This window comes from Tritonibacter horizontis (assembly GCF_001518015.1).
Taxonomy (GTDB): domain Bacteria; phylum Pseudomonadota; class Alphaproteobacteria; order Rhodobacterales; family Rhodobacteraceae; genus Epibacterium; species Epibacterium horizontis.
Window position 1 is genome coordinate 75,369 of sequence record NZ_LPUY01000135.1, and the last position, 11,501, is coordinate 86,869.

The window sequence follows — 11,501 nt, forward strand, 5'->3', positions numbered from 1 at the left end:
GGGGTCAGTCCAGCGCGAGTTCAGTGATCTCACGACGGAACGGCAGTGCATCGCCGATGTCAGCGCCGTCCAGTTCGCGGGCATAGCGATGCCCGGCATACGTCGCCCAGGCAATCGGTCCCGGCGCGTTGGCATCGCCGATGATCGTGACGGATTTCAGCCCGGCATCGGCCCATTCTCCTTCGCGTGCTTTCAGCCCATCATAGACCGCGCTGTTTTCCTTGCGGGCTGCGACCATGACCACGGCGTCGCATTCATAGGTTTGGGTTCTGTTGGTATAGACGCAATTGCTGACAACGTGATGCGGATGGATCTCGGTTAAGCCGCGGTTCAGCACGATCTCCACCCCGGCATCGACCAGCCGAGGGTGGATTGCGATCTGTTCAAGCGTGTTGTTGGTCCAGTCGGACACATAGGCCGACGGCGTGATTAGCGTCACATCGGCGCCGCCCTTGGCCAGCATCTCCGCCAATACGCCGCCCATATAGTAGTGATCGTCGTCAAAAACGATCACTTTGCCACTTGGAACCGTACCCTCCATCAGGTCATCCGGCGTGTAGATATTTGCGCCCTCGGCAATCGGCATCGGGACCACATGCTGGCGGGCCACGCCATCGGCACGCCAGGTCGCACCGGTTGCAATGCAGATGTTTTCAAATCCGAAATCGAGGATGCTGTCCGCGTCGAGCGCACTCTCAAGATAGATCTCCACATTGCCCCGCTGAGAGAGCTGATATTGCCGGTAATCAACAACGCGTCGCCACGCCGAAAGACCGGGCAGCTTGGCCTCCCGCACCACGCGGCCGCCAATTTCGGTGCGTGCCTCGGCAACGGCAACATCATATCCGCGACGACACAACGCCCAGGCCGCCTCCAGCCCCGCCGGCCCGGAACCGACCACCAGAACCGAGCGGCTGGCGCCTTTGGCGTTCATTTTTTCGGGATGCCAGCCTTTGCGCCATTCTTCCATGAAGGTCGGGTTCTGGGTGCAGCGGCTGATCGACATCGTCATATCACCCGTGATGCAAATATTGCAGCCGATACATTCGCGGATGTCCTCCACCCGGCCTTCTTCAATCTTCTTTGGCAAAAAGGGGTCCGCAATCGACGGGCGGGCACAGCCGATGAAATCCAGCGTCCCGGATCTGACCATCTTTGCCATCACATCGGGGCTGGTAAAGCGACCGACACCCACGATGGGCTTGTCGGTCAATTCGTGAATGCCACGCACCAATTGTTCCTGCGCGCCCTCTTCCTTGAACCGTGACGGACCAGAGCAGTCCTCCCAGGTGCCATGGGCCAGGTCCCAAAGGTCCGGCAGATCCCTGTTCATTTCGATGAAGTCGCGCACTTCGGCGTTGGAAAACCCAAGCGTGCCAATGGACTCGTCCAGACTGACCCGCAGGGTGATCCCCATGGTGTCGCCCACCGCGTCCCGTATATCTGCGACAACTTCGTTGACGAAACGCGCCCGGTTTTCCAGGCTGCCGCCATATTCATCACTGCGTTGATTGGTCGCCCGGCTCAGAAAATGCTGAAAGATGCCAAACCCATGCGCGCCATAGAGACAGATCAGATCGAACCCCGCCTCGCGGGAGCGTTTGGCCGCGTTCACGAACCAGCGGCGCAGGTCTTTGATGTCGCTCTTGTCCAGGGCGCGCGCCTGCACCGGGTCGTTGGTAAAGGTCCGGATCGGCAGCGCGGAGGGCGCCAGTGGCACTTCCTTGGTGTATAGATTGGGGCCATTGATACCGGAATAGGCCAGCTGGATACCAGCCAAGGCCCCGTGTGACTTCATCCGCTCCGACATCTTTCGCAACATCGGAATGTCTTTGTCTTCCCAGAGCCGCAGCTCGATGAAGGGCGTGATTTCCGAGGTGTGATGCATTTCGCATTGTTCAGTAAAGATGACCCCCCAGCCGCCTTCGGCCTTGATGCCGCGCATCTCTGCCGCCGCCGATGGGTCCCGATAACCGCCGCCATTGCAATGCGGTACTTGATACAACCGGTTTTTCGCAGTGACCGGGCCAATGGCCATCGGTTCAAACAGAATATCGTAGCGTGGATCGCGCAATTTCGGCTCCTCAGAGTGTGGCTGAGGACAGGATAGCGACGGGATCGAGCGGCGAAAGACAGCGTTGCAAAACCGAGGGTTAGGGAAAGACTAAGCCCCCGGAGCCTGCACTGCCAAATTTGGAAACCCACCACTGTCGCGCTGCTCTTTGCAATGGCAGACAAATGCCCGGATCGTATTGGCCCGTTCCGCATCGGTGGGCATCAGCAACCCCATGCGCATCGGGCGCGCGGGTCGCCGCAGCGGGATAAATTTCAATGGTTTACCATCCGGTGACACATTGCTCAGCGGGCGAATATTGGCGATCGAATAGCCAAACCCGTTTGCCACGAGACTGCGCATGACAGCCATATCCTTGGTCCGTTCCGCGATCTGTGGCTTGACCGGCAGACCGCCGAAGAAGGACAGGAAATATTCCGAGCTGAACGGCAGATCCAACAGCACCATCGGGTGCAAAACAAGATCTGTCGCCGCGATATCGCTGTTCTGTGCCAGCGGATGATCCGGTGCGACCACGACATAGGGCGGCAGCTCCAAAAGCGGTTCAAAAACCAGATCGGCCGGAAGGTCGAGGTCGTAGGTCAGGGCCACATCAATTTCGGCGCGCCGCAACGCGCTGAAAATTTCGGCCTGATTCAACTCCATCTGCCGGACCCGCACCTCGGGAAAGGCGGTTTCAAAACTGGCCCGGACCGACGGCAGAATGACCTGAGCAAACGTGACCAGCCCGCCAACATTGAGCGGCCCGCGTACGGTGCCGGAAATATCACCCGCAAGTTCGTTCAGACGGTCCGCCTCCCGCAGGATCAGGGTCACCTGTTCCAGCATGCGCCGACCGGCCTGGGTCAGGGACAGGCCTTGCGCATGTTGACGGACAAACAGCGGCAGGCCAAATTCTCGTTCCAATTGGGTGATCGCGGCGGAAATGGATGGCGACGAGACGTTCACCTTCTCCGCCGCTTGCGCAATGGAGCCCAGCTCCCCCACCGCGGCAAAGTATTCGAGCTGACGTAATGTGAACCGCAGTGGCATTTGAGGCGTCCTTTGCCGGGGCGCGACATCTGCTTCGGCCCTCGCTCCAAATCGGCTTGAGCGCGGGGTATTTGTCAAGGGACAGGTCGCGCTCCGGGGCCTCGGGAAGGGCGGAACGTGTACCGCCGCCCAAAACGCCTGTTGCGGCACCGCTTTCCTGATCAGTCGTCGCCGGGGACACCATAGGAAGGGGCCTCGCGCGGATCCAGCGCGCGCTGGATGTAGGCCTCCAGTTGCGGTTTGTAGACCTCCCAAGCGGTCGCGACCTCTTCAATCGGGCAGCGCTCCGTCCAGTCGCAGCGAAGGTCTGCCACCGGCCAGCTGACCTTGTCGACGATCTTCAGACCCGCGGAATGAACCGGACCGGCTTCGCCGCCCGCCGCCAGCCCTGCCCGCAGCGCGGCGACCAAACGGTCGCCGATATGTCCCTTCGCCGCACAAAACCCATCCACAATTGCCTGTGGCACCGTATCGTTCGCCAGAAGGTTGCCCCCTGATGCCACGTTCCTGCCCTGTGCCTGCGTCCAGATACCCAGTGAGTTCGGCCCGGAATGGATGGCCGTTGATCCCGTACAGTCAATCGCGATGACCTGCCGATATTCTGTGAACTGGCTGTGCTTGATAAGGGCTGCCATCGCCTCATGAGCTCTCAGACCGCTATGCATCAGATCCAGCGCTTTGGGCCCAAGCGCCGGGTCCGTGACATTCTGCGAGGCCACGGCACCGACCCCGGCGCGCGCAAACGAACAGCGCGCGGCGACGGCCGGGGAGGAGGAGGAAATGGCCAGACCGAACATGCCGGTTTCCGCGCAACGGGCCACAAGGGAAAAGGTCATGCGTTTACTCCGGGATAACGGCGGTGCCGTCGATTTCGACCAACCATTCAGGACGCGCCAGGGCCTGCACCACCAGCCCGGTCGAAACGGGATAAACCCCTTTGATATAAAGCCCCATGGTACGATACACGGCCTCGCGGTGGCGCACGTCGGTGATATAGACGACCACTTTGACCAGATGCTCCATCCGGCCGCCTGCTTCTTCAATCAGCTGCTGGATGTTCTGCATCACTTTGTGGGTTTGCTCGACCGGATCATGGCTGTCGATGTTGCGGGCATCGTCGAGGTTCTGCGGGCACTGTCCCCGCAGATAAACCGTCTTGCCGCCTTCGGTGACCACGGCCTGACACAGGTCATTGTCCAAGTTTTGCTCGGGATAGGTGTCGGCGGTATTGAACTTGCGGATGCGTCTGTGCGCCATGAGAGGAGTCCCGTTTGTTGGCCATTTGCGATGTGAGGGCGCGCGGTCAGGCGCGGTCGGGCTGCGCCTCTAGGGTCGCACGATGATAGTCCAGGTATTTGCGCTGGGTGTGAATTTGGTCGGCCACGTGTTTGGCGTCATGCCAGACCCCCCAGATAAAAGAGGATCCCCGCCGCGACTGCCAAGGCAGGCCAAGGAAGTAGACTCCGGGCTGATCGGAGACCCCACGCTGATGCACCGGCGCGCCCGCATCATCAAAGGTATCGACCTTTAGCCAGCTGTAATCACGTGAAAATCCTGTTGCCCATATGATCGACGTGATCCCGGCCTCTGCCAGGTTGAGCGCCCGCTGCGGTGACGAGACGCAGGCCGGGTCGGGCGGGATCTCGCGCGCATCGGGTTCAGGGGGCAGGTCGATACCATAGCGAGCCGCGTAGGCATCGGCGGCGTCCAGCATCTTGAGATAGCTGGCATCGCCTGCCGCGAGATTGGCCGCCAGATCGCCGGCCAAGGTGACGACACCCGCCTCGTAGGTTTCGGTTCGCCCGACAAGCGTCATGCCCTGCGCTGCCAACCGTCTGAAATCAACCGTCTCGCCGCCCCTGGCGCCGCTGACCGAAATGGTCACATGGTCTGTCCCCGGTGCCATCGCCGACACATCCCAAAGTCCCAAAACGCCCAGCCACCAGCAGAAATCCCGCCCCCGATAGCGGCGAGGTGGCCGTTCGTGCGGACCAACCGAGAGGTAGACCTTCCGGCCTGCCTCCATCAGTTCCCGCGCGATCTGGCCACCCGACGACCCCGCCCCGACAACCATCACCGCGCCATCTGGCAATTGGTCGGGGTTGCGATACCCATGCGAATGCAGCTGCATCAACTCCGCAGTTTCCGGTATAACGGAAGGGATCACCGGCTTTTGAAACGCACCCGTGGCACAGACGATGTTTTCGGCCTCAATCACGCCGTCGGTGGTTTCGACGCGAAACCCACGGTGGCCAGGGATCCGCTCGGCGCGCAGCACTTCGACACCGGTGCGGATCGGCGCCGCGATCATCCGGGCATAATCTTCGAGATAGTCAGCGATCGCATCCTTTGACGGGAAATCGTCCTTGTCGATCTGCGCAAACTCCAGCCCCGGAAAGCGATCATGCCAGGCGGGACCATTGGCCACCAGGCTGTCCCAGCGGCCAGTCCGCCATTGTTCGGCAATCCGGTGTTTTTCCAACACGAGATGCGGGATGTTCAGCCTGCCGAGGTGTTCGCTCATGGCGACCCCCGCCTGACCGCCACCGACAACCAAGGTGTTTACCGTCTCGTTCTGCATGTCGCACCCTTTCACGGTCGTCCCGGTCCCGCTCGGATCGGTTGAAATATAGTGTCATTCATCGGCCAGCCCCCGAAACAGCAGGCGCGGCTGCCTGCCCGGCTCAGGGCTTGATCGACAATCTGTCAGCTCCAACACCGGGGAAAAACAAATGTCTCTCTCATCGTCGGTTCGGCTTTCCCTAAGCAGGGGACCCCACCCCGCCTGAGGTCGGCGCGCGATCCGGTCGGGGGCGAAAAAACTTGTAACTTCCAGTTGATTGGATAGTTTTTCCCTATTCATTCAGGGAGGAGTGAAACGTGTTCAATAAAATAGTCGGGGCCGCAATCGGCCTTTCCATGCTTGCGGGTGGCGCACAGGCCACGGAAAAAATGCGGATTTCGCTGCAATTGCCGCTGACGAGCCACCTGGGACAGAACCTGTCGCTGTTCGAAAAAGAGGTCGAGGCCCGGACCGATGGGGCCATTGATGTCGAAATCTACGACAGCGCCACGCTGTACAAGGACAAGGAAGTTCCGGCGGCTGTGGGATCCGGTGCGATCGAGGCGGGCGTGGCTTCGCTGACGCGCTATGTGGGCGATGCGCCGGTTGTGGACGTTTTCTACATGCCGTTCCTGCTGAATTCCGAGGACAAGGTCCGCGCAGCCGTGGCCGAGGGCAGCCCGGTGCGCAGCATGATCGAGGAAGAAGTCGCCAAGACCGGCGGTCAGATCCTGTTCTGGCAGGCTTATGGCGGCGCGATCATCCTGTCGAACGACGGTCCGATCAAATCGCCGTCTGACATGAAGGGCAAAAAGGTCCGGGTTTTTGGCAAGACGCTTGGCGATTTCGTCACCGCGGCAGGCGGCGCTCCGACGCTGATTTCCGGCTCGGAACAGTACCTCGCCTACCAGCGCGGCACGGTTGATGTCGGCATGACCGGCGTATCTGGCGTCAAATCCCGCAAACTGTGGGAGGTCATGGACACCATCACCGTCACCAACCACGCCGATATCGAATTTGTCGTGGTTGTGAACACCGACTGGTGGAACAATCTTTCCGCCGAACTGCAGGACGAAATTCGCGCCGCTGCAACTGTCGCGCAAAACGATGTCCGGGATAAAATGGCCGCAATCGAAGCCGAGGCCTATGCCGCGGCCAAGGAAAACGGCATGACCATCGTAGAGCTGAGCGACGAGGATATCGCCGCCTGGAAGGCCGTCTCGCAACCCGTCTATGACTCCTATCTGGCATCGACCGGTGAGATTGGCGAAAAGATCCTTGAGGCCGCGAGCCAGTAATTGTCACGCCCATCGTGACATCGAGCAGCCCGGTTCCGGGCTGTTCTTTCCGCCTCTGCACCTACGGATTTCCCATGCAATATGTTTCCACTCTGTCCCGCTGGGCAGGCGTCCTGGGGGCGTGGCTTCTCGCGCTGACCGGCGGGATGCTGACCTTTGAAGTGATCGCGCGCTATTTCTTTGTGAAACCAACCACCTGGGCTGCCGAACTTAGCCAGCTCTGCCTGATCTGGGGATGTCTGCTGGCAATGGGATGGGTTCTCAGCCAACGGCAACACATCACCGTCAATGCAGTCACGAACCTTCTTCCACGCGGCCTGCAAAAACTCTGCATCGCTGTGTCGCTTGCGGTCATGATCGTCTTTTCGGTCATCGTAACGATCTGGGGCTGGGAGATTTTTTATGACAGCTGGCAGCGCGGACGCACCACCGGTTCGTTGCTGAACCTGCCAAGCTGGGTGGCCGAACTGGCCGTGCCGGTGGGTTTTGCGCTGCTGACCGCGCAAGCCCTGACAGAGCTTATCGGCCTGCCGAACAGTTCTGCCACCTCATTGGGGAGCAGCCACGAATGAGCATTCTTCTCATCCTTGCCGGGCTTTTTGCGCTGTTGCTGATCGGGGTGCCGGTCGCCTTTGCGCTGGGGGGTATTGGCCTTGCGATGCTGATCGGCGGCGGGTTCTCGCCGCTGATGGCCCCGCAGGCGATCCTGTCCACGCTCGACGGGTTCATCCTGTTGGCGGTGCCGCTGTTTCTGCTGATGTCGAATGTGCTTCTGAAAGGTGGCGTCGGGCGCGACCTGTTTGGGGCCGTACAGGCCTGGGTCGGGCATTGGCCCGGCGGACTGGCGGTTGCGACGATCCTCAGCTGTGGGCTCTTCGCGGCGATTTCCGGGTCTTCGGTCGCCACGGCTGCCACGATTGGCACCGTTGCCATCCCCGAGATGGTCAATCGCGGCTACAACCGCCGGTTTGTCTACGGATTGCTGGCGGCCGGCGGCACCCTTGGCATCCTGATACCGCCCTCCATCCCGATGATTGTCTTCGGCTTCGTGGCAGAAGAATCCGTGATTGCGCTGTTTCTTGCAGGCATCGGGCCGGGGCTGACACTGGTTCTGCTGTTCATCGGCTTTTCAATCCTGCATGCGCGGTTTTCGGACAGCTATACCCCGATGCCACGGGCAAGCTGGCCTGAACGGCGGATCGCCAGCCTGCGCGCCTTGCCCTCTGTGGCATTGGCGGTGTTGATCGTGGCGGGACTGTACTCTGGTGCATTCACCCCGACAGAGGCCTCTGCCGTCGGCTTTGCCGCCGCACTGGTGATCACCGGACTGGTGTTGCGTACGCTGACCTGGACCAGCCTATGGGAGGCCATCCGCGACAGCGCCCGCACCACCACCGCGATCCTGCTGATCATTGCCGGTGCAAAGATCTTTGGCAAAGCCATCGCGCTTTATCGCATTCCACAGGATATTTCCGCCTTTATCGCCAGCAATATAGACGGACCATTGGTGTTTATCCTGCTGGTTTCCGTGGTTCTGCTGCTGATGGGGCTGGTGTTTGAAACCCTGTCGATGATCCTGATCATGACCCCGGTCTTGCTGCCTGCCGCGATGGGGCTGGGGTTCGATCCGATCTGGTTCGGGATCTATATGGTCATCATGGTCGAATGCGCCCTGATTACGCCGCCGGTGGGGCTAAACCTCTATATCATTCAAGCGGTGGCGCGGGTGTCGCTGGGCGAAGTGGCGCGCGGGGTCTGGCCGTTCCTGCTGCTGATGCTCGCCACTGTGGCGCTGCTCTATCTGTGGCCCGATCTGGCCCTCTACCTTCCTTTCAAATGGTGACCTCATGACCCAAGCTTCCCGTCTTCGTGCCCTGCTGGCAGAGGATCGCTGCCACATCATGCCCTGCTGCTATGATGCCCTGTCGGCCAAACTGATCGCACAGGAAGGTTACGCGCTGACCTTTATGTCCGGCTTTGCGGCCTCTGCCAGCCGGATCGGCGCACCGGATCTGGGCCTGATGAGCTATGGCGAGGTGGTGGACCAGGCTCGCAACATCTGCGATGCGATCACAATTCCGCTGCTGGCCGATGGCGATACCGGTTATGGCAACGCAATGAATGTCCGCCGCACGGTGACAGGTTTTGCCAAGGCCGGCGCGGCCTCGGTCATGATCGAAGACCAGCTCGCCCCCAAACGCTGCGGCCATACACCGGGCAAGGCCGTGGTGGGTCGCAACGAGGCCTTTGACCGCATCCGCGCCGCCGTCGATGCCCGCACCGCCCTGCAGGAAGAGGGCGGCGATATGCTGATCCTCGCCCGGACCGACGCACGCCATGAACACGGCCTGAGCGAAGCGATTGACCGGGCGGCCAGATTTGCGGAACTCGGCGCCGATATCCTGTTTGTCGAAGCCCCCCGGTCAGAGGCTGAGATGCGCGAGGTCTGCGCCGCCCTGCCCGGCCCCAAGATGGCGAATATCGTCGAAGGTGGTGCAACGCCGGATCTGCCCAACGACGTTCTGCGCGACATTGGCTATTCCATTGCCGCCTATCCTTTAACGTTGATGGCGGCTGCGATGCAGGCAATGGTCACCACCCTGCGCGGCATGCGGGACGACAGCCGTACCGACCTGATGGATTTTGGCGAACTGCGCCGCCGGATCGGGTTCGACGATTATTATGCAACCTCAGAGCGTTACGATACCTCCAAACGCGAAACATAACGCGCGTCGACGTCAGCCTAGCGCATAGAGATCCAGCTTGACCGATTGCTGTGCGCGACCGCCAACACCGACGAACAATGTGGTGTTGACCCAGTCGTAGCGTGGATCCCCTGTCTCCAGCCGGGCGTGGGTGCGCATGTAATACGCAGCGGGGTCCACTGCATCGCCGCGCGCGACCGCCTCCAGCACGGTTTTCGGCCCATGCCGAAAGCCGTAGTTGACGATTTCGATCGTCGCACCATCGTCGGTTTCCATCGCATAACGGGTGTCCAGCTCCGCCAGCCCGTTTTCAAAAACCGTCTGCCAATCCGCCCCGAGGTTCAGAATGCGTCCCGACAACCGGGGACCTGTGACGTGGCCCCCGATTATGGGGATGATCCGGCGCTGCCCTGCGCGCCCTGGCCCCATTTCGCGAATGGTATCCAGGGTCACATCCAGGGTGCAAACCAGGTCGAATGCAGGCGCGGGCAAATTCATTTCAGAAGCCTTTCACTGAATTAACTGTTTACCTATGTAACAAACTCGACGTAACATGGCTACAGCAAGCAGGAGGATGCCAATGGCCAAGCAAACAATCCAACGTGTCGCTGACTTTGATCTCGAGTCATCAGATCTGGAAGAGCTGTTTGGCTACAATCTCAAACGTGCCTATATCATCGTGCAGAACGATTTTCGCGAGGCTCTGGGCCAGGACGGACTGTCCGCCCGCGTCTTTTCCGCGCTGTCGCTCACGGTCAAATACCCGAACATCACCCAAAGCGAACTGGCCCGCATGATGGGCATTGAACGCTCTGGTCTTGTGGCGATTGTCGACGAACTCGAAGGCCGGGGCTGTCTGTCTCGGGTACAGGTTCCGACCGACCGGCGCGTGCAGGCGCTGGTTCCAACCGACAACGGGCGACGGCTTTACCAGGAGACAATCGCGGCGGTGCGCGCGCATGAGGATCGGCTTTTTAGCGACATGACAGAGAGCGAGAAGACCACGCTGTTGGCACTGTTGAAGAAAATTCGCCAAAAGGGAGAGCAGGAATGAGTTTGCAGGATTGGGCCGGTCACACGGCCATCGTCACCGGCGGGGCCTCCGGCCTGGGCGCGGCAACGGCGGCTCGTTTGGCGGCGGATGGGCTGAAAGTGGCGCTGTTTGACCTCAACCAAGACAGCGGCGCGGCCCATGCAGCCAAGATCGGCGGTCGCTTCTTCAAGGTCGATGTCTCCGACCCCGCCTCTGTCGCGGCCGGGATCAGCGCCGTACAGGAGCAGTTCGGCGGGCTGCGTGTGCTTGTCAATTGTGCCGGTATTGGCGGCGCCGCGAAAACCGTTTCGCGAGGCGCCCCCCATGACAGCGCCCTGTTTCAAAAGACCCTGATGGTCAATCTGATGGGCACCTTCAATTGTGCCAGCCAGGCGGCCGCACAGATCTGCGCAGCCGACCCTATCGGGCCAGACGGGGCGCGTGGTGTCATCATCAACACCGCCTCGGTAGCGGCCTTTGACGGGCAGATCGGGCAATTGGCCTATGCCGCCTCCAAGGGGGGCATTGTCAGCATGACGCTGCCCATGGCGCGCGACCTGGCCGACAAGGGCATTCGGGTCTGCACCATTGCACCGGGTCTGTTCCTGACGCCCCTGCTGGATGAGCTGCCGCAAGAGGTGCAGGCCTCGCTTGGCGCGCAGGTGCCTTTTCCCTCGCGGCTTGGCGATCCGGAGGAATACGCGGAAATGGTCCGTCACATCACCCGCAACTCCATGCTCAACGGCGAGACGATCCGACTGGACGGGGCCATTCGCATGGCTCCGCGCTAGGAGAC

Annotated in this window: 12 protein-coding genes; 6 read left to right on the forward strand and 6 right to left on the reverse strand. The window is 60.8% G+C overall.

Annotation, left to right across the window (positions count from 1 at the left end):
• Positions 1-4 precede the first annotated feature (4 nt).
• From TRIHO_RS21775 to TRIHO_RS21795, 5 genes are all read right to left on the reverse strand, one after another.
• Positions 5-2,074: an oxidoreductase gene (locus TRIHO_RS21775; RefSeq protein WP_068248750.1), complete on the reverse strand. Its 2,070-nt coding sequence runs from the start codon at positions 2,072-2,074 to the stop codon at positions 5-7.
• A gap of 90 nt (positions 2,075-2,164) precedes the next feature.
• A complete protein-coding gene (locus TRIHO_RS21780; protein ID WP_068248752.1) occupies positions 2,165-3,106 on the reverse strand; it encodes a LysR family transcriptional regulator in 942 nt (313 codons plus the stop codon).
• Between the two features lie 161 nt (positions 3,107-3,267).
• On the reverse strand, positions 3,268-3,942 hold the full coding sequence (locus TRIHO_RS21785) for a DUF1028 domain-containing protein (RefSeq protein ID WP_068248754.1): 675 nt from the start codon (positions 3,940-3,942) through the stop codon (positions 3,268-3,270).
• A gap of 4 nt (positions 3,943-3,946) precedes the next feature.
• Positions 3,947-4,363, reverse strand: a complete 417-nt coding sequence (locus tag TRIHO_RS21790; protein WP_068248756.1) for a RidA family protein — start codon at positions 4,361-4,363, stop codon at positions 3,947-3,949.
• 46 nt (positions 4,364-4,409) lie between these two features.
• On the reverse strand, positions 4,410-5,687 hold the full coding sequence (locus tag TRIHO_RS21795) for a flavin-containing monooxygenase (protein WP_068248758.1): 1,278 nt from the start codon (positions 5,685-5,687) through the stop codon (positions 4,410-4,412).
• A 299-nt stretch (positions 5,688-5,986) separates the two neighbouring features.
• On the opposite strand from TRIHO_RS21795, the gene dctP reads away from it, so the two are divergent.
• The 4 genes from dctP to TRIHO_RS21815 all read left to right on the forward strand — a co-directional run bounded on the left by dctP (position 5,987) and on the right by TRIHO_RS21815 (position 9,693).
• The gene (gene dctP / locus TRIHO_RS21800; RefSeq protein ID WP_232367857.1) at positions 5,987-6,967 is read left to right on the forward strand and encodes a TRAP transporter substrate-binding protein DctP; all 981 of its coding nucleotides are present in this window, start codon (positions 5,987-5,989) and stop codon (positions 6,965-6,967) included.
• Positions 6,968-7,041: 74 nt separating this feature from the next.
• Complete coding sequence (locus TRIHO_RS21805; RefSeq protein WP_068248760.1) at positions 7,042-7,539, forward strand: TRAP transporter small permease; 498 nt, start codon at positions 7,042-7,044, stop codon at positions 7,537-7,539.
• Positions 7,536-8,810 carry a TRAP transporter large permease gene (locus TRIHO_RS21810; protein ID WP_068248762.1) on the forward strand — a complete coding sequence of 425 codons (1,275 nt, stop codon included), beginning with the start codon at positions 7,536-7,538 and terminating at the stop codon, positions 8,808-8,810. Before TRIHO_RS21805 ends, TRIHO_RS21810 begins: the two co-directional genes overlap by 4 nt.
• 4 nt (positions 8,811-8,814) lie before the next feature.
• The gene (locus TRIHO_RS21815; RefSeq protein ID WP_068248764.1) at positions 8,815-9,693 is read left to right on the forward strand and encodes an isocitrate lyase/PEP mutase family protein; all 879 of its coding nucleotides are present in this window, start codon (positions 8,815-8,817) and stop codon (positions 9,691-9,693) included.
• Between the two features lie 12 nt (positions 9,694-9,705).
• On the opposite strand, the gene TRIHO_RS21820 is transcribed toward TRIHO_RS21815, so the two are convergent.
• On the reverse strand, positions 9,706-10,170 hold the full coding sequence (locus tag TRIHO_RS21820) for a DUF3237 domain-containing protein (RefSeq protein WP_068248766.1): 465 nt from the start codon (positions 10,168-10,170) through the stop codon (positions 9,706-9,708).
• Positions 10,171-10,252: 82 nt separating this feature from the next.
• Between TRIHO_RS21820 and TRIHO_RS21825 the strand changes: the two genes are divergently transcribed.
• Both TRIHO_RS21825 and TRIHO_RS21830 read left to right on the forward strand, forming a co-directional pair.
• Positions 10,253-10,726 carry a MarR family winged helix-turn-helix transcriptional regulator gene (locus TRIHO_RS21825; protein ID WP_232367858.1) on the forward strand — a complete coding sequence of 158 codons (474 nt, stop codon included), beginning with the start codon at positions 10,253-10,255 and terminating at the stop codon, positions 10,724-10,726.
• The gene (locus tag TRIHO_RS21830; protein WP_068248770.1) at positions 10,723-11,496 is read left to right on the forward strand and encodes an SDR family NAD(P)-dependent oxidoreductase; all 774 of its coding nucleotides are present in this window, start codon (positions 10,723-10,725) and stop codon (positions 11,494-11,496) included. Before TRIHO_RS21825 ends, TRIHO_RS21830 begins: the two co-directional genes overlap by 4 nt.
• The last annotated feature ends 5 nt before the right edge of the window (positions 11,497-11,501 follow it).

Bases quoted from the DNA above. Each gene is read 5' to 3' on its own strand.
- TRIHO_RS21780 (WP_068248752.1), bottom strand. From the start codon at position 3,106: ATGCCACTGCGGTTCACATTACGTCAGCTCGAATACTTTGCCGCGGTG.
- TRIHO_RS21785 (WP_068248754.1), bottom strand. From the start codon at position 3,942: ATGACCTTTTCCCTTGTGGCCCGTTGCGCGGAAACCGGCATGTTCGGT.
- TRIHO_RS21790 (WP_068248756.1), bottom strand. From the start codon at position 4,363: ATGGCGCACAGACGCATCCGCAAGTTCAATACCGCCGACACCTATCCC.
- TRIHO_RS21795 (WP_068248758.1), bottom strand. From the start codon at position 5,687: ATGCAGAACGAGACGGTAAACACCTTGGTTGTCGGTGGCGGTCAGGCG.
- TRIHO_RS21805 (WP_068248760.1), top strand. From the start codon at position 7,042: ATGCAATATGTTTCCACTCTGTCCCGCTGGGCAGGCGTCCTGGGGGCG.
- TRIHO_RS21810 (WP_068248762.1), top strand. From the start codon at position 7,536: ATGAGCATTCTTCTCATCCTTGCCGGGCTTTTTGCGCTGTTGCTGATC.
- TRIHO_RS21815 (WP_068248764.1), top strand. From the start codon at position 8,815: ATGACCCAAGCTTCCCGTCTTCGTGCCCTGCTGGCAGAGGATCGCTGC.
- TRIHO_RS21820 (WP_068248766.1), bottom strand. From the start codon at position 10,170: ATGAATTTGCCCGCGCCTGCATTCGACCTGGTTTGCACCCTGGATGTG.
- TRIHO_RS21825 (WP_232367858.1), top strand. From the start codon at position 10,253: ATGGCCAAGCAAACAATCCAACGTGTCGCTGACTTTGATCTCGAGTCA.
- TRIHO_RS21830 (WP_068248770.1), top strand. From the start codon at position 10,723: ATGAGTTTGCAGGATTGGGCCGGTCACACGGCCATCGTCACCGGCGGG.